A 17513-nucleotide genomic window follows, 5' to 3' on the forward strand; every position below is an offset into this window, starting at 1 on the left:
GGGGACGATGGGCGTGGTGACGACGCTGCGGTGAGACGGATGCGGTGACGGGGGATCGATGCCGTGACGGACTACGGGCTCTACAGGGTCTGCGCGGCGTAGGCACGGGGCGGCGTGTGCATCCGCTCTCCGACGTACCGCACCAGAGGGGCATGGGAATCGGGGACCAGGCCCTGGTCGCCCAGCCGCTGCCACATGTTCAGCAGTTCCGTGCCGTGTGAGCGGACCGGCTGCTCATCCTCCAGCAGGCTCCAGGCCGCCGTCGCCCGCGCCACGTCGTCGGCTGCCCGCGGGTCGGCGTGCTGGCAGCGTACGCGGGCCACGGCCAGTGCCAGCAGCGTGGCCTGGCGGGGAATGCCGCAGAGGTGGGCGAGGTAGGCCTCCAGGGCTCTGGCCTCCAGGGCGTAGGGATGTGCGGCCTCGTATCTGCCGGTGAGGTGTTCGCGTAGCGCGGTGGCCAGCAGCAGGGCCTGGTCCAACTGGTCGGTGTGCGCGTGCCGTTGGATGGTGGTGACACGGTCGGCCAGCGCCGGGGGGAGTGCGGCGTCGTGCGCAGCCGGGGCGGCTGCCGGCGTGAGCGGGTCGTCGGACGGTGCGGACAGTCGGCTGGAACCGTCGGGCAGGACGTCGAGCAGGAAACTCTCGCCGCTCGACCGGTCGTTGACGGCTGCCCGGACGACGGTGTCGCGCTCGCGGGCGTAGTCGTGCAGGAGGTTCAGGACCGCCTCGTGCACCGGGACGTCGTCCTCCGCCTGCGGCACGAGGTCACCGTTCACGACGGCGCGTTCCTCCTCGGAGATGTACACGTCGCAGGAGAAGACCTCGGAGTCCGGGGCCGGGAGTGTCATGGGCGTGTCCTCGGAAGTTCGTGGCCGGCTGGCCGGCGCAGGAGAAAGTCGCGGGCGAGGTGAACCGCCCCGCGCAAAGGGCCGTTGTGGAGTGTCATCAGGCTCCCCCGGTCCAACGGGCCGGCATCCGATCCGGTTCAAAACCGGCCTAAAAACACAGAAGAAGCATGAAAGTCGACACTGCTACGACCTCGGAGAGGGAACCCGGTGGGAACTCCTTCAGCGATGCCACCGGGATCCCATGCGTGGGTGCGCGGGCCGACGTCCGCCCAGCCGCCGCCGGCCGCGGCCGGCAACGCCCCTCCTCGGCCCCGGGCCCCCGCCGTTCGCCAGGAGCCCGGCACCAGCCCTGTCGCCCCGCCCCCACGCCGCGGCCAGGGACCGGTGCAGCGCACGGGCGGAACGTCGGCCGGCCCGAACGGCACTCCTGCCACGGCCATCAGCTGGGTGCAGGCGCACGGCGGCGCCGGCGTCACCTCCCTCGCCCGCTGCCTGGGCGGGGTGGATGTGGGCGCACGCTGGCCCCAGCCCCTGCGCGGCGAACCCTCGCGTGTCCTGCTCGTCGGACGCACCAGCCTCGCCGGTCTGCAAGCGGTCTCCCGGCAGCTGGACGAGCTACGGCAGGGCAAGGCTCCCCAGGGGCTGGACCTGCTCGGTGTGGTGCTGGTGGCGGACGTTCCCGGCAGGCTGCCACTGACGCTCGTACGGCGGGTGCGCGTCATCAAGTCGGCCGTCACCGTCCACCGCGTCCCCTGGATCCCCTCCTGGCGCGTCGGCGAACCGCCCACCGAACCACCGAGACAACTCACGCACCTGGCCGCCGTGGTGAGCGGCACGGACATCCCCTCGCGGAGGCGTAGATGAGCGGCCTTCCCTCGATGCTCGCCGGCTTCGACCCCAACCCCGAGGGCGGGCAGGTGCTGGGCCTCCTGGCCTGGTGCGCGTCCGCCGCCGGCGTCGGCGGGCTCATCGTCGTAGGCATCAGGATGTCGCTGCAACTGCGCCGCGGCGACCCAGGTGAAGGCGGCGAACACTTCCGGGGCGTCTTCTACATCACCCTCGGCTGTCTTCTGGCCGCCACCGCGGGACCCCTCGTCGCCGCCCTGGGCGACCTGTCCCTCTGACCCACCACACCACTTCCGCCCTGCCCTGCCGCGCCGCTCCGGGCACGAGTACGCCCTGCTCGACGGACCGGCGGCATCCTCACCCGGAGATCCTCATGACTCTGCTCGACCTGTCCGTTCTGGCGGCCGGCGTTCCCGACCCCGTACGCAACGCCCCGCCCGCGCTCGCCGACAAGGTGAACACCGTGCTGGGCATCGCGGCCTGGGCGGGCACCGCCGCCGGGGTGGCCGGTGTGCTCGTCACCGGGGCGATGATGGCGATCTCCGTGAAGCGGGGCGAGAGCTCGGAGCACATGAGCCGACTGGCCATGGTGCTGGGCGGATGCGTGCTCGTCGCCACGGCCGGTCCTCTGGTCACCTTCGTTTTCGCGTGAGCCGGACCCACCGATGCCACGTACACGACGTCCGTCCAAGCCGGACACCCCTTACTGGACACACCGCAGCTGGCAGGCGTCCGCCGCCTTCCTTGCCGTGGTGGCTCTCGCGTCCGCGGTGGTGTTCTTCACCTCCGGCGCCGAACACGGCGGCTCCGCACAGGCGTTGCCGCGCACTTCGGCAACGTCCGAGGTACGAGTGAACCCTTGCCAGACCCAGACCCAGACCCAGACCCAGACCCAGGCGCAGCCCCAGGCTCAGGGCGGCGACAAGGCGCCGGCGGATCTGCGCTGGGGCACGGTGCACGGCACCCGGGTGCCCGTCTCCGCCTCCCAAGGCCCCGCCCGCCGGGAGAGCCCCCTGTGGCGGTGCTTCGCCCGCACCCGGGCCGGCGCCGCACTCGCCGCGCAGATCATCTGCTCCCAGATGAGCGGACCCGCCTGGCGCTTGGCCACCCAGGAGCAGGTGGTGCCCGGGCAGGGACGGGATCGGTTCGCCGCGAAGCGTGAGTTCGTGCAGGACGCCGCGGAGTCGGCCGCCCCGGCCACCGTCACCTGGGCGGGCTACCGGACCCTTTCGTACGAAGGGCGCTCCGCCACCGTGGGGCTGCTGATCAAGACGGCCCAGGGATACGCGGCGACATCCGTGCAGTTGCGCTGGACGGACGACGACTGGAAGGTCCTCGCCGACGACGACGGCTCCCTGTACTCCCGGCTGACCACCAGCGTGGTTCCCGCCGGATACACCCTGTGGGAGGCCTGACATGGCGTGCCCGAACGGCAATCCGCTCGCCGAGGCCGTCGTGGGCTTCTTCGAGTTCCTCGGCAACCCTGTCAAAACCATCGTCAGAGAGATCGCCAACACGGTACTCGCGGGCGCCATCGAGATCTTCGACTCGCTCGTCACCAACGTCCCCACGCTCTCCTCGACCACCACGGCCGCGCAGGTCAGCGATCAGACACAGTGGCTGGTCGTCTATCTCGCCGTCGGATCGCTGCTGGTCGCCGCCGCCCGCATGGCACTTCAGCAACGCGGCGACGCGGGAGTCACAGCACTGAAGGGCATCCTGCGGGTCATCCTCGTCGCCGGTGCCGCCACCACCCTCGCCACCGCCTGCGCATCGCTTTCCGACCGGTACGCCGACCATCTCTTCCAGTTGGGAGCCGAGGCCCAGCTCAACGGCATCGGCTGCCGGGACGGCGGAGACATCGAGCCGTTCCTGCTGCTGATCCTCGCATTCCTCCTGCTCATCGCCGGCATCCTGCAGACGATCATGCTCTACATCCGGCTGGGCGTCATGATCGTGCTGCTGGGTACGCTTCCGCTCGCCGCCGCGGCCTCCATGACCGAGTGGGGCGCCAGCTGGTGGCGCAAGCACATCGGCTGGCTGACCGCGTGGTTGGCGTACAAAATGGCCGTCGCGCTCATCATCTACGCGGGCTCCGCGATGACCACCGCGGGCCGGGAGACCGGCGACCCGGAGGCCATCCATGAACGCATCGCCGGCATCGGCGTGATGCTGCTGTCCGCGATCGCCCTGCCCGCGCTGCTGAAACTGGTCGTGCCGGCCACGGCGGCCCTCGGCGGGGATCCGGTCACCTCCTACGCCGTCTCCCAGGGCCAGAACGCCCTGGCCTCCGGTGCCCGCTCGGTCGGCAGCCAGCTCAGCAGCCCCAGTGGTGCCCAGCCCGCGGGCGGCGCCGGCGGTGCGCCCGGCCCGGCCGGCGCTCCCGGAGGTGCCGGAGCGGCCGGTGCCGGTGGTGCCGCCGGCGGGGCCGGAGCAGTCGGCGGTGCCGGAGCCGCGGGCGGAGCCGGGGCCGCGGGCGGAGCCGGGGCCGCGGGCGGAGCCGGTGCCGCGGGTGCCGCGGGTGCGGCGGCCGGGCCGGTCGGTGCCGCGGTCGGCGCCGCCGTCGGAGCCGCGCAGGCCGTGGGACGCGCCGCCGCCGGCGCCGCGGGCGGCGGCAACGGCAACAACAACTGAGCGGCCACGTCCGCCAGTTCCCCTCGACAGCCGCCGGGCTCCTTGTCCCCCCAGGGAGTCCGGCGGCGCCCCTCACCCCCGTGCGAAGACCATCCACCCGGACCATCAGGACAAGGACACCGGCTCACCATGACAGCGGACCTCACGACACACCCCACATACGGCAACTGGCGCCGCCCGAGGCGCCCGGGCCTCGGCCCCCTGGGACTGGTCGGCACCGTCGTCGTCTTCGGCGGGCTGGTCCTGACCCTCCTCGCCTCCCTGATCTCCCTCGTCGCCGCCCTGGTCGTCCTCGTCCCCGTCGTGCTGTTCCTCATCCCCCTCGCGATCCGCACCCAGGACGGCCGCAACGTCTACCAGTTGACGGCCCTGCGCATCGGATGGCTGCGGCGCAAGTCCAAAGGCGCGCACCTGTACGTCTCCGGCCCGCTGTCCCCGCGCCCCGGCGGCCGCTTCCGCCCGCCGGGCCTGCTGAACAAGGTCACCGTCAGCGAGGGACACGACGCCTACGACCGTCCCTTCGGCGTGCTCCACCACCCCGCCCGCAACCTCTACACCATCGTTCTCGGCTGTGACCCGGACGGCGGCTCGCTCGTCGACCCCGAGCAGGTGGACGTGTGGGTGGCCCAGTGGGGCGAATGGCTCGCCCGGCTCTCCCACGAGCCCGGCCTGCGCGGGGCGGGCGTCATCGTGGAAACCGCCCCCGACCCCGGCACCCGGCTCGCCAACGAGGTGTTGCCACGCATCCACCCCGACGCCCCGCCGGCGGCCCGCGCCGTGATGCACGAGGTCGTCGAGCGCTACCCGACGGCCTCCTCCGAGATGCACACCTACGTCACCCTCACCTACGCGGTCCCCGGCGGGAACAAGCGCAAGAAGGAGGACATCGTCACCGACCTCGCCATCCGCATCCCCGGACTGCTCAGCGGCCTGGTCGGAGCCGGAGGCGGCGCCGCCTACCCGCTGTCGGCCGAACGCATCGCCGAAGTCGTACGCGTCGCCTACGACCCTGCGGTCGCCGCCGACGTCCTCGAAGCCCGCGCCCAACACGGGGGCACGCGCCTGGAATGGGACGACGCCGGACCCGCCGGCGCAGTCGAGACGGTCGGCAGCTACCAGCACGACTCCGGAGTCTCACGGACCTGGCTGATGACCCTCGCCCCCCGCGGCACCGTCCGCTCCTCGGTGCTGCGCGGCATGCTCGAAGCCGTGCCCGGCACCCGCCGAAAGCGGGTCGCGCTCGTCTACCGCCCCGTCGACCCGGCCACCGCCGCACGCATCGTCGAGGCCGACCGGCGCGCCGCCCAGTTCATGGCCACCTCCGGGCGCGGCATGGTGCAGGCCCGCGCCGCCTCCGAGGTACGCGCCGCCGAACAGACCGCCGCCGAGGAGGCATCCGGTGCCGGCCTCGTGGAGTTCTCGCTGATGCTCACCGTCACCGTCGACAGCGCCGAACAGCTGGCCGACGCCGGCGTCGCCGTCCGCAACCTCACCGCCGCCTCCCGGGTCCAGATGCGTCCCGCCGACCGGATGCAGGCCGCCGCGTTCACCTGCACCCTGCCCGTCGGCATCCTCCCGTGGGAGCAGACCTTCATCCCGCACGAGCTGCAGGAGGCGCTGTGAGCCGGGAGAGCCGGAAAGGCGAGAAGGACCGGAAGAACCAGAAGAAGGCCAAACCAGCGCCCGCACAGCCCAAGGAACTCTTCATCCCGCCGCGCGGCTGGTACGGGCCGGGCGGTGGCCGCGTCGGTCACCTCGACCCGCCCACCATGTGGCGGGCCACCACGGTGCAGGCCTGCGGGATGTGGCCGTTCGCCGCCGGTTCCGGCGCCCCGATGATCGGGGTCCCGCTGGGACAGCACCTGTTCACCGGAGCCACCGTCTGCGGCGACCCGCTGTCCTGGTTCACCCGCGCCCGCTACATCTCCAACCCCTCCCTGTTCATGCTCGGCATGCCGGGCCTGGGCAAGTCCACCCTGGTCAACCGCATGCTCATCGGACTGGCCGCCACCGGTGTGGTCCCACTGGTCCTCGGCGACCTCAAACCCGACTACGCCGACACCGTCCGCGCGCTGGGCGGCCAGGTCATCTCCATCGGCCGCGGCCGGGGCGGCATCAACGTGCTGGACCCCGGCGCCATGGGCCAGGCCGCCGACCGCATCGGCGGCGAAGCCGGGGAGATCCTGCGGGCCGAGACCCATGGCCGCGTCCTCAACATGGTCGCCGCCCTGATCACCATCGTGCGCGGCCGGCCCATGGACGACCACGAACAGTCCGTGCTCTCCGCCGTCCTGCACCACCTGCGCGAACGCACCGCACCCGGCCGCACCGCCCTCCTTCCCGACCTCCTCCGGGTGCTGACCGAGGGACCGGACCGGGTCCGCGCGGTCACCCTCGACCGGGGCAACGACGCCCGCTACCGCGACGCCGTCGACCCCCTGCACCGCTCCCTGCTCGGCATCCTCGACGGCCCCCTCGGCGACACCTTCGCCTCCGAGACCTCCACCCGCATCGACCCGAACTCCCCGGCGGTGTGCATCGACATCTCCGGCATCGGCGAGGCCGACACCCAGCTGACCGCCGCGGCCATGCTTGCCGCCTGGTCCGACGGCCTGGGCACCGTTGCCGCCTCGCACGCCCTGGCCGACGCCGGACTCGCCCCGCGCCGCTGGTTCTTCACCGTCCTCGACGAACTGTGGCGCCCGCTGCGCGCCGCCTCCGGCATCGTCGACCGCATCGACGCCCTGACCCGGCTCAACCGCTCCCTCGGCCTGGGCGACGCCAAGATCACCCACACCCTCAAGGACGCCGAGGCGCTCGGCACCGACGCGGACCGGGCCAAGGCCCGCGGCTTCGTCGAACGCGCCGGCATGGTGGTGTGCGCCGGACTGCCCAGAACCGAGATGGAGGACCTCGGCCGGGTCGTGGGACTGTCCCGGCGCGAGATCGAACTGGTCTCCTCCTGGTCCTCCCCGCCCGGCTGGGGCGTCACCACCGAGCACGAGGAACCCCCAGGGCGCGGCCGGTTCCTCATCAAGGTCGGCGGCCGCCCCGGCATCCCCATCAAGGTCGCCATCACCCAGGCCGAACGCGAACTGCACAACACCAACACCCGCTGGACCCCCAACGAGACGGCCGACCCCGTCACCAGGAACCTCGCACGGCAGGTCGCCCGCGCCGCCCAGGAAGGCCCGCTGCCGCTCGACCCCCGCCTGACCGGGGAGACGGTGTGAGCGCCGGCCGCGGCGGCGCACGCGGCCCGCACGACGAACTGACCTGGGCGGTGGCCGGCGTCGTCGTCGGAGCCCTCGCCCTGTTCAGCCTGGCCATGCTCGGCGGCTCACTCGCCTCCCTGTTCACCGGCCACGGCTTCACCCACCCTCCCTACGCCCTGTCCACCCTCGTCGGGCTGACCACCTCGGACCCGGCCGCGTACTGGCCGGCCACCCCCGCCTGGGCCGTCTACACCGGCATGACCGCGCCGCTGCTGCTCCTGACCGCACTCGTGGGCGTCGCCGCCGCGGCCCTGCGCCGCCGCCGCGACACCACGCCGGGACTGGCGGGCCGCCGCGAACTCGCCGGCATGTGCCCCGACGGCATCACCGACCGGGCCCGCTCCCTGCGCCCCACCCTCAAGGGCCGCGACCGCCTCGACGCCGACGAGACCGGCAACCTGCTCGGCGACCTCATGCCGAACGGCCCCGAACTGCGGAGCAGCTTCGAGGACGTCGAACTCGACCTCATGGCACCCCGCGCCGGAAAGTCCACCGGCATCGCCATCCCACGCGTCCTGCGCGCCCAGGGCGCCGTCGTCCTGACCTCCAACAAGTCCGACGTCTACGCCGTCACCCGCGCCCAGCGGGAGAAGGCCGGCACCGTGTGGACCTTCGACCCCCAGGGCATCGCCCACACCCCGCGCGGCATGTGGTGGAACATGCTGGGGGAGTGCCACACCATCGAGGGCGCCCGCCGGCTCGCCGGCCACTTCGTGGCATCCGTCAACGACGACGCCTCCAAGAAGGACTTCTGGATCTCCGCCGCCCAGAACACCCTCACCGCCCTGTTCCTGGCCGCCGCACGCGGCGGTGCCAGGGTCCAGGACCTTCTGGCCTGGCTCGCCGACCCGGCCGACCGCACCCCCGTCGACCTGCTGCGCGACACCGGACTGGACGCCATGGCCGAGCAGTTGCAGGGCACGGTGCGCGGCGCCGTGGAGACCCGCGACGGCATCTACGAGACCGCCCGCCAGACCGTCTCCTGCCTCCTCGACCCCGAGATCCTCGCCTGGGTCGCGCCCGACCCCGACCTGCCCGAGTTCCGCCCCGACCGGCACGTCGCCGGACGCGACACCCTCTACCTGCTCTCCAAGGACGGCGGCGGCTCCGCGGCGGGCGTCATCGCGGGCCTCGCCGATGCCACCCTGCGCGCCGGAGTCGTCGCCGCCGAACGCATGGGCGGCCGCCTGGACCCGCCGCTGACCGCGGTCCTCGACGAGGCCGCCAACGTCTGCCGCATCTCCGATCTCCCCGACCTGTACTCACACTTCGGTTCCCGCGGCATCAACGTCGTGACCCTGCTGCAGAGTTACCGCCAAGGCGCCCGCGTGTGGGGCGAGGCCGGCATGGACGCCCTGTGGAGCGCGGCCACCGTCAAACTCCTCGGCGCCGGACTCGACGACGCCGACTTCGTCCAGAAGATCTCCACCCTCGTCGGCCAGCACGACGTCCGCACCCCGAGCATCTCCCGCAGCCGCGACGGCACGTCACGCTCCTACTCCTACCGCCAGGAAGCCGTCCTGCCCCCCGACAGGATCCGCGCCCTCCCCAAGGGCACAGCCCTCCTCCTGGCCACCGGCGTCCGCCCGGCCCTGATCAGACTCCGCCCGTGGTTCAAGGAGGCCGACGCCGGGGTCATCTCGACGGCGGCGAAGGCGGAGGAGGCGGCCATCACACGGCGGGCGGTAGCGAAGCTGGGCGGCGCGGTCACGGCCGTCGAGGCCATGAGCGTCGACAAGGAGTGACGTGGCAGGGCAACAGACGGGCTGACGATGCCCCCGGTCTCGACACCAGAGCTCTGAACCCACCCGCGACAGCAGCCGTTGTCACGTGGCATCCACGGCACCACCGGTGCCGGACACCTTGCAAGGGGAACACACATGTCAACACCGACTCCTCCTGACGCCGAGGCCGTGAGCGTCTACGACACGCCAAGCGAAGGACCCGGTCCCACACGGGCGGACTCTCCGGCGAGCCAACGCAGTACAGGCAGTGCCGGATCGGTCTACATGCAGGCCAGCCAGAACGGCGACGAAATCAGCTTCGCCCCGGTGGATGTGGAGACGCAGCAGGCAGGTGATCTGCCGCAGCCGCTGGCCCCGCCCACCGAGAACGCGACGATGTTCCGCTCTCCGGAGGGCAAATACTCCGCGGTGGAGATCGATCAGACACCGCAGCCCGCCAATCCGTCCGCGGACGACAATCTCGCCGACCTCCACCTCAACGAGCAAGGCGGCGGCCTTCCCGATCTGACCGCCGCTTCCACCGCCCGCACCTGGACGTGGTCGGACACCGGCCAGTGGGTCGCCGGGCACTCGGCCCACATTCTGAGCACCGTCAATCATGCGGCGAACCTCGCCGGGACGGGCCTTTCCGCTGCGGCGGCCTGGGCGCCGAAGCCGGCGCTTGCCACTGCCGCCGCCGTGATGCCCGTTATCGGTGCCGGCGTCACCCTCACCAATGCGGTGACACACTTCGTGACGCTGCGCGACGGCAGAACCGGTGACACACCCGAGCAGACCAAGGTGATCAACGCCACGAACAGGCAGCTTTACGTCAACACGGGCCTGATGACCCTCGGTGCAGTACTCCAGGGCGCGGCGGCCGGAGCGAACGCTCAGGCGGAGTCGCATGCGGCCACGCTGCCGGCGACGACCGCGGCAGCCCTCAAGGGCAGCGCGACCATCGCGGCCGGGGTCGGCACGCTCCTCGTCGGGATCGGTGAAGCATCCAACGCGAACATCCCCACTTTCCGGACCGTGCTGCCTGTGCCGTACGTGAACGACTCGCCCGTAGAGGGCTCCATGGCGTCACTGAACCAGGGTCAACAGCCGAACACCTTCACTGTTGCCGGCGCGGCCGAGGCGGGCCAGACGAACCTCCGGCACAGGCCGAGAAAGGAGGCGGAGATCTTTCAACCGGCCCCCGCGGCCCCAGGTGCCGGGACCTCGAGCCAGAAGCCGCGTAGGTGAGGCCCGCAGATCAGGAACCCGCCGAGGTGCCGACAGCGCCGACGGACCAGGGGACCAGTGAAGATGGCGTCCGTTTCATCCTCTACCTGGACGGTGTGGAGTACGACCAGGCCCTGAGTCAATTGGCGGTATGGGTCGGTCACTTTCTCCTGCCCGTGTACGGCAGGGAGGTCACCTCCCAGGCCCCCTGGTGCCCCGAATGGTGGCGGCACAAGGACGCGGTCGCGCTGCTCTACGCCTTGTGGATGGCATGGTTCGAGCTGTCTCAGCCCTCGGCCGGTCTCACCGGCCCCGCGATCTGGCACCGCGACCACCTCGCCCACACGATGGCTCAACTCCGCGACCCCTCCGGCACGTTCGCCGGCTGCAAGCCGGGAAACCACCGGGAGAAAGCCTTCCCTGTCTCGGACTTTGTCTGAGGCGGCCGACAGCCGTGGGGTGCCGGTCACGGACGCCCCACGGCTCTTCAGCGTGTCCGCTCGCCCACGGCAGTCGACTGGCCCCGAGCCGCACGGCCTCCCCGGGTAGCCCGTCGCACGACGGCCTCGGCCGGACCCCGGCGGAATCGCCCGATCAGCGGCTCACTCACGGCCACCTGCACCCCGTACAGCACCGCACACCCCGCGACCACCCCCGCCGCGCCCACGCGGTCGTACCACCCCAGGCCGACGCCGGTGAACACCCCGCACAGCACGAGCGACTGGGTCAGATAGTGGGTCAGCGACAGCCGCCCCGTCGCGGCGAGCACCGCGGCGCCCCGGCCCCCGCCACCGCCCGGGCGCGACAGCCACAGCAACAGCCCGCAGGCATACGCGGCTGTCAGCACCGGCCCCGTCGTCACACCCACCGCCTGACCGACGTAGAACCACCGTTCGTCCAGCGGCCCGTTCGTACAGACCGCGGTCGTGGCGCCGCCCGCGACCCCGAGGGGCAGACACCGCCGTACCGTCGCGCGCAGTCGGCGCCGGTCGCGTCCGTACCGTTCCAGCAGCCGGAGTCTGGCCGCCGCCAGGCCGGTGAGGAACGCGGCGAACACCTGCGGGGCGTACAGGAGATCTGTGCTGAGGGCGGTGGGCAGCGCGTGCAGGTGCGCTTCGATCACCGACACAGCGTCGCCCCGGTAGGCCGCGACCGTGTCGGCCACCGCGGGACCGTGCAGCGGGGCGGGGGAGGGGCCGGTGGTCAGCACGGTCAGCAGTCCGTACGACAGGAGCACCAGCGACAGCACCACGACGAGCGCCGCCGCCGCACGTATCGCCAGCCGTGCCGAGGCCTCGCGCAGTGCGTACAGCGGCAGCGCGAGTGCCGCGTACGTGGTGAGGATGTCGCCCGCGTACAGCAGCACGGCGTGGAGCAGGCCCAGGGCGAACAGCGTTGCCGTACGACGTAGATGACGCGGCCCGAACGCCATGCCCTCCGCCCGGCAGGCGCGCATCTGCTGGACGAAGGCGTAGCCGAACAGGAACGCGAACAGCGGATAGAACTTCCCCGCCACGAAGGCGCTCACCAGCCAGGCAGCGACGTCGTCGAGCATCCCCGCGGCCGGGCCGTCGCCGTACACGGTGTAAGGACCGGCCATCAGCAGCGCGTTGACGCACAGCACTCCCGACAGGGCGAATCCGCGCAGCACATCGGCTTCCGCGACACGCACCACCGACTGCGTCTGCGGGCCGGTCACCCTCCACCCCGCAACGCGGCCGTCCCGAAAGCGATCGTCGCCGCCGCGAACCAGGCCATGGCCCGGGCCGGCACCCGCCGCCCCGACTCCCGTACGCCCAAGGCCAGGCACACGGCCCCCGCCGCCGCGCACCACACGCTCACCGTCCACTCGTCCGGCATGAGAGGCGTCGCCCCCTTTCGCGATGCCGGGAGCGCAGGTGGGCCCCGGTGTCCGCCATCGCGGACACAACGGGGGACGGGTCACTGCGGTTCATATCGAGGGTGTTGCCCGATGGATTCGTCTCCGGGTGAACCGGGCCGCCGGCCTGGCCGTTGTGTGCGGTGTTGTGCAGCCCGCGGCGCAGACCGGGCTCTCCGCACCGCCCCAGGAGCCCTTCCCCCTATGAGACGCAAACCGATGACGAGGCACAGGCCACGGACCGTGGTGCTGGGCGGTCTGCTCTGCCTTCTGGCAGGTACGACCCAGCCCTTCGCCCAGGCGGTGCCCCGCCCCGACCGGCCGCAGACCCTCGCGGAGGTGCGTGCCGAACTGGAGTCGCTCTACCACGACGCCGAAGTCGCCACCGAGGAGTACAACGCGGCAGGTGAGGACGTCGCGGCCCAGGAGAAGAAGCTGGACGTGCTCGGCGCCCAGGTGGCACGGGCCGACGCCAGGCTCGTACGGCTGCGTGCCCTGGTCGGGGCGGCCGCACGCGCCCAGTACCGCGGCGGCGGCATGCCGGCCGAAGTGCAGTTCGCCCTCAGCTCCGATCCCGAGCACGCCCTCGACGCCGCGGGTCTGGCCCGGCAGGCCCAACTCGGCACCGACCGGCAGCTGGTGGCGCTGGTCGAGACCGAGAGCCGGCTGAAGACGAAGGCGGAGCAGGCGGCCGAGGAGCTCGACGGGCTCCGGGAGATCCAGCAGACCCGCGACACGGCTCGGGACAAGGTCACCCGGCAGATCGCCGCGGCCCGCAAACTCGAAGCCCGCCTCGAGGCCGACGAACTCAAACGCCTGGCCGACCTGGAGAAGCAGGACGCGGCGAAGGCGCAGGCCGCGTGGCTGAAGACGGGTGTCCTCGACGGGGTGGGCACGACGGCGAGCGTGGGCGGCAAGAAGGCCGTCGCCTATGCCACGGATCAGCTCGGCAAGCCGTATGTGTGGGGTGCCGAGGGACCGGACTCCTTCGACTGCTCCGGCCTGACCTCCCAGGCCTGGCTCGCGGCCGGCGTGACCATCCCGCGCACCTCGCAGGAACAGTGGAAACAGCTCAAGCGCGTCGCCATCGAGGACATGCGGCCCGGGGACCTGATCATCTACTTCGACGACGCCAGCCATGTCGCCCTCTACGTCGGGGCGGGACGCATCATCCACGCGCCACGGCCAGGGCGGACGATCACCGTGGCGCCCGCCGCGTCGATGCGGATCCTGGGCGTCGTACGCCCCGATCCGCAGGCACAGGCGCAGGCGCCGGCGGCGAAGAAGTGACCCGCACATGACGGCGTCGGGTGGCAGCGGCCAGGAGAGCGAGAGCTCCAACGTGGTCGTCCAGGCGGCGGTCGCCGCCGGAGGCTGCGGCTGTCTGGCGATTCCGGTCGGAGGTGTCTTCGCCGTCGCGTCGATCTTTGTCATGGGAGGCTTCGGAGTCCTCCTCATGCCGCTGGTCATTTTGATCATGTTCTTCAAGGGGCTGCTGCCCCATGACTTCGGCGGTGGTCTCAACACCGATCTGACCCCGGTGGAACGCATCTGCGAGGACCTCGAAGCCGCACAGAACACGCCGGCGGACCAACTCGCCGCACGAACACAGCAGATCGCGCTCGGCGACGGCCTCGGCACACTGGAGATCACGCCGTCCAGCTCCAGCAGCCCCTCGCAGCCCTGCACCGTCCCGGCAGACCTCTACGAGGCGATCGTGGACGCCGGGTCGGTCTGCGACGTGATCGGTCCCGTCACCATCGCCGCACAGATCCAGTACGAGACGGGCTTCGACGCCGACTTCGTGGGACCCAACGGTGCCCGAGGCATCTCCCAGGTACCGACCGACGTCTTCGAGCGCCTCCACAAGGACGGAGATCCCCTCGACGCCCAGCAGTCCATCAAGGCTCAGGGCGCCTACCTGTGCGAACTCGCCGCACAGGCGCAGAGCCTGGTCGACGCCGGCGAGGCCACCGGAAGCGTCCTCGACCTGACCCTCGCGGCCTACGACGTCGGCATGGACGCCGTACGCGAGGAACACGGCCTCCCCGCCACCGAGGAGGCGCAGAGCTATGTCGTAGGCGTGCGGACCTGGTTCGCCTCCATGGAGGGCATCGGCCCACCCCCACGCACCATGCCCGACGGCCCCGGCCTCAGGGACACCTGACCCTGTCGCACCCCGGAGGTTCCGGTCACCGCACCGGCTCCACCACCGAGAGGCGTGCGTGCCGACCACGAGAGGATGCCGAGATGTCCACCCCACCGAACAGCGCGAGCGACTGGCTGCCAGGAGAAGCCTTGGTCGCGTCCTTGCAGATCCTGCTGATGGACGCTCCACGGTTGCCTGACGGGAGCCCTGATACCAGCAAGGCGAACATCACCGGTGAGGCTCTCCTGGCACATGCCCAACGGCTCGACGAGCGCAGTTCCTACGAGGGAATCGTCGACCTCATCCAGCAGGGTGTCCTCGTGCCCAGGGGCACGGACGGGCAACAAGGCACGTTCCGCCTGAACCTGACGCTCTACGCGCCCACCCCCGAGGATCGGGCCAATCTGCTGAGGGGACAGGGCTTTCGGCTCAACAGCGAGAGGCTGCGTCAGTACGCAGCCAATCTCCCGGGACGAGTGGCAGCCCCGGCGCACAGGTCCGCAGCGCGCGCCGGGGCCTCCAAGAGACGGCCCGACGATCAGCGGGCCCGTGGCACGAGGGTTGCTGCGGCGCGGGCCCGCCCGAATGGTCCACGCGGATCCAAAACCGCTGAGACCCCTGTACCCCCTCCTGCCGGTGGGCTGCCCGGACAGCAGCGCGGCGGGACGCAGACGGCCCGCTCTCAGACCGCGGACCCCGTTCAATCCGCAGTGCGTGGGATCATCGAGCGGGACGCCGCCGCTTACGCGCAGTACCTTGCCGCTCAGCGCGTTTCCGCTCCGCCGGTGCCGACACGGCCGCCGACGGTGGCTGCGGCCGCCGCCATTCCCGCAGGACACGCCCCTCTCGGACAGGGGAACTTCGCGGGTCAGCCCATGACACAGTCCCCCGGGACCGCCCCGCACTCCGGCCTCGACGGCGACGCGAGCTCCGTCCACCGAGCAGCGCTTGTCGCACCTCCAGGTGCCGGCACGGGGCGCGCGCCGAGCCCTCGGAACCAGCAGCCGGCCTCCGCTGCGCAGCCACTGCCCGCGAGAGGGGACAGCCTTCCCGGTTCCCAGCGGTGGGCCATGCGGTTGAAGCGTGGGTAACCGGCGGGGATGGTGCAAAAGGCGGTGCGGGAGACCAACCCCATTGGTCTCCCGCACCGGGTCTACGGCGACCGATCAGGCGGAGTCGCTCTTGCGAGCCGCTGCGGCAAGCGCCTTGAACTCGTCCCACCGCACGTCCGGCCGCGCCAGCCCGCGGCGTTCCAGGTACCGGTCGCTGGCGCGCTTGGTCTGCCGCAACACCCGTACGGCGTCCTTCAGGCGCCCCGAGCCCATCGGCTCCACCACCTTGGCCGGGATGAGTTCCCAGCTCTCCCCGGCCTTGCGCAGTTCCCCGCGGACCAGGGTGTTGGTCATGTTGTTCAGCAGCTCGTCGTGCCGATGCACCAGCAGGGACGCCTGCCCGGGTGTCACCGCGCAGTCCGCGGGAACGTCGACGAGGTACCCGGCGTCCGTTGCCACGGGGACCGTCCGCGCCAGCACCGGAGCCCCGGCGGAGTCGAGCGCGGCCAGCACGGCGGAGGGGAACTCGGCGAGGCGGGCGTGCCCCAGGGGCGTACCGGAGGCGGCCGGCGGTGTGGTCGTGGGCGGATCCAGCGGTGGCCGTACGATCACCTGCTCAGGTGTCACGGTGATCAGCAGTCGCAGGTAGTACCAGCTCATCAGCCGACGCATCGGAAGGGAGACGTAGGCCCGGCTGTGCGGCTGCCTCTCGAAGAGCATCCGCCAGTAGTCCTCGGTGCCCTGAGTGCCCGTCATGATGTCGTCGGCGCACTCGGCGTGACCGCCGACGAAGATCTGCTGGGGATGGGCGAGGCCGCTGCCGGTGGGGTCGGAGAAGAGCAGGGCGACCCGGCCGTCCCGGCGCACGTTCAACGCCTTCTGCGCGAAGGCCAGGGACGTGGTCACCAGGAACGTGCCGTCCTTGTGCCGGAGCGTCGCGGTCGGCCAGACGAGGGGAGCGCCGTTGCGGCCCAGGGTGACGAACTCACAGGTGCGGTAGGCGTCCAGCACGTCGAGCGGGGCCGCTTCGAGGATCGTCATGTCCGTCACTCCCCGTCCAGCGGGCCGCGCAGGGTACGGCAGAGGGCCGCGTACTGGCGCCGGCCGACGGTCCGCCACAGCAGGCGCCCGAGAAGCGGGGCCCGGCCGAGGAAGAAGTCCCGCTCCTCGGGTGTGGCGTCCTCGAGGATGGCTCCGAGGGCGATGAGGCGACGGTTGTCGGGGATGGACTCCATCCCGCGTGCGCCCAGGAGGTCCCACTCGGCGACGGTGAGGTGCTCGGCGACGAGCGGAAGCACCGACTGCTCCTCCTCGTCGAGGTGTTCGACGAGTGCGATGCGGTGCGCGTCCAGGGCCAGCGCCAGTTCCTCACCGGCGATGCTGTCCGTGGTCCGTTCCCACTCGGGCAGCCATTGCGTCACGCCCGTCAGGCTTCCGTCGATGCGCAGGTGCTGGAGCTCCATCCGGGTGACGAGGTCGTCGTCCTGCACGCAGCGGGCGCGCAGCAGCGGCCACAGGAGTTCGTCTTCCAGCTCGTGATGGCTGTGCAGTCCCGCCACGTACTCCCGGATGTGACCGGCGACGACGGGGACACGGGCGCGGTCGCCGTCGGCCACGGCGCGCACCAGACGGGGAAGGAGTGCCGACTCGCGGCGGAAGACCCGGTGCACCACGACCATTTCGTGGGTGTAGGGCCGGTCGGCGGTCGGGAGTTGTTCGGTCGTACGGCTGGCGAACACGCTTGCTTGCTCCAATGGTTCGGACGCGACGCAGTGGAAACGGGTCACGTCCGCCCAGCCTGCTGCCGCCCGCTTGCCATCGGCTTACCGTTCACTTGCAAGCCGGCTTGACGCGTCCATGGCGTCGACGTTTATCGCCT

At 71.5% G+C, this 17513-nt stretch carries 17 protein-coding genes; 12 read left to right on the forward strand and 5 right to left on the reverse strand.

Going from position 1 to position 17513, the window contains the following annotated elements; translation table 11 throughout:
- Positions 1–80: 80 nt before the first annotated feature.
- Positions 81–848, reverse strand: a complete 768-nt coding sequence (locus ACFUO4_RS38555) for a hypothetical protein (RefSeq protein ID WP_383493858.1) — start codon at positions 846–848, stop codon at positions 81–83.
- A 384-nt stretch (positions 849–1232) separates the two neighbouring features.
- Between ACFUO4_RS38555 and ACFUO4_RS38560 the strand changes: the two genes are divergently transcribed.
- From ACFUO4_RS38560 to ACFUO4_RS38605, 10 genes are all read left to right on the forward strand, one after another.
- Positions 1233–1712: a DUF6668 family protein gene (locus tag ACFUO4_RS38560; RefSeq protein WP_128112414.1), complete on the forward strand. Its 480-nt coding sequence runs from the start codon at positions 1233–1235 to the stop codon at positions 1710–1712.
- Positions 1709–1972, forward strand: a complete 264-nt coding sequence (locus ACFUO4_RS38565; RefSeq protein ID WP_079313123.1) for a hypothetical protein — start codon at positions 1709–1711, stop codon at positions 1970–1972. The genes ACFUO4_RS38560 and ACFUO4_RS38565 overlap by 4 nt, the downstream gene beginning before the upstream one ends.
- Positions 1973–2067: 95 nt before the next feature.
- Entirely contained in the window at positions 2068–2346 is a 279-nt protein-coding gene (locus ACFUO4_RS38570) for a hypothetical protein (protein WP_079313121.1), read from the forward strand.
- A gap of 13 nt (positions 2347–2359) precedes the next feature.
- Complete coding sequence (locus tag ACFUO4_RS38575; RefSeq protein ID WP_383493863.1) at positions 2360–3109, forward strand: hypothetical protein; 750 nt, start codon at positions 2360–2362, stop codon at positions 3107–3109.
- A 1-nt stretch (position 3110) separates the two neighbouring features.
- Entirely contained in the window at positions 3111–4328 is a 1218-nt protein-coding gene (locus ACFUO4_RS38580) for a hypothetical protein (RefSeq protein WP_383493866.1), read from the forward strand.
- A gap of 129 nt (positions 4329–4457) precedes the next feature.
- On the forward strand, positions 4458–5951 hold the full coding sequence (locus ACFUO4_RS38585; protein WP_383493869.1) for an SCO6880 family protein: 1494 nt from the start codon (positions 4458–4460) through the stop codon (positions 5949–5951).
- Positions 5948–7561, forward strand: a complete 1614-nt coding sequence (locus tag ACFUO4_RS38590) for an ATP/GTP-binding protein (protein WP_079311433.1) — start codon at positions 5948–5950, stop codon at positions 7559–7561. Before ACFUO4_RS38585 ends, ACFUO4_RS38590 begins: the two co-directional genes overlap by 4 nt.
- Positions 7558–9348 carry a type IV secretory system conjugative DNA transfer family protein gene (locus ACFUO4_RS38595; RefSeq protein WP_383493873.1) on the forward strand — a complete coding sequence of 597 codons (1791 nt, stop codon included), beginning with the start codon at positions 7558–7560 and terminating at the stop codon, positions 9346–9348. The genes ACFUO4_RS38590 and ACFUO4_RS38595 overlap by 4 nt, the downstream gene beginning before the upstream one ends.
- A gap of 264 nt (positions 9349–9612) precedes the next feature.
- Complete coding sequence (locus ACFUO4_RS38600) at positions 9613–10575, forward strand: hypothetical protein (protein ID WP_079311435.1); 963 nt, start codon at positions 9613–9615, stop codon at positions 10573–10575.
- Positions 10572–10994 (forward strand): DUF4913 domain-containing protein, encoded by a 423-nt coding sequence (locus ACFUO4_RS38605; RefSeq protein WP_383493876.1) that lies wholly within the window; start codon positions 10572–10574, stop codon positions 10992–10994. The genes ACFUO4_RS38600 and ACFUO4_RS38605 overlap by 4 nt, the downstream gene beginning before the upstream one ends.
- 47 nt (positions 10995–11041) lie before the next feature.
- On the opposite strand, the gene ACFUO4_RS38610 is transcribed toward ACFUO4_RS38605, so the two are convergent.
- Positions 11042–12253 (reverse strand): DUF418 domain-containing protein, encoded by a 1212-nt coding sequence (locus ACFUO4_RS38610; RefSeq protein WP_383493879.1) that lies wholly within the window; start codon positions 12251–12253, stop codon positions 11042–11044.
- A complete protein-coding gene (locus ACFUO4_RS38615) occupies positions 12250–12414 on the reverse strand; it encodes a hypothetical protein (protein ID WP_179143535.1) in 165 nt (54 codons plus the stop codon). Before ACFUO4_RS38615 ends, ACFUO4_RS38610 begins: the two co-directional genes overlap by 4 nt.
- 223 nt (positions 12415–12637) lie before the next feature.
- Here ACFUO4_RS38615 and ACFUO4_RS38620 point away from each other — a divergent pair, with 223 nt between their 5' ends.
- Both ACFUO4_RS38620 and ACFUO4_RS38625 read left to right on the forward strand, forming a co-directional pair.
- Positions 12638–13723: an NlpC/P60 family protein gene (locus ACFUO4_RS38620; RefSeq protein WP_383493882.1), complete on the forward strand. Its 1086-nt coding sequence runs from the start codon at positions 12638–12640 to the stop codon at positions 13721–13723.
- Positions 13724–13730: 7 nt separating this feature from the next.
- On the forward strand, positions 13731–14600 hold the full coding sequence (locus ACFUO4_RS38625; protein WP_079311438.1) for a lytic transglycosylase domain-containing protein: 870 nt from the start codon (positions 13731–13733) through the stop codon (positions 14598–14600).
- Between the two features lie 1148 nt (positions 14601–15748).
- On the opposite strand, the gene ACFUO4_RS38630 is transcribed toward ACFUO4_RS38625, so the two are convergent.
- The gene (locus tag ACFUO4_RS38630; protein ID WP_079311453.1) at positions 15749–16675 is read right to left on the reverse strand and encodes a pyridoxamine 5'-phosphate oxidase family protein; all 927 of its coding nucleotides are present in this window, start codon (positions 16673–16675) and stop codon (positions 15749–15751) included.
- Between the two features lie 5 nt (positions 16676–16680).
- Positions 16681–17373, reverse strand: coding sequence for a hemerythrin domain-containing protein (locus ACFUO4_RS38635; RefSeq protein WP_383493886.1), 693 nt, complete (start codon positions 17371–17373; stop codon positions 16681–16683).
- Positions 17374–17513: the final 140 nt, after the last annotated feature.

The organism is Streptomyces sp. NPDC057280, from assembly GCF_042668605.1.
Taxonomy (GTDB): Bacteria; Actinomycetota; Actinomycetes; order Streptomycetales; family Streptomycetaceae; genus Streptomyces.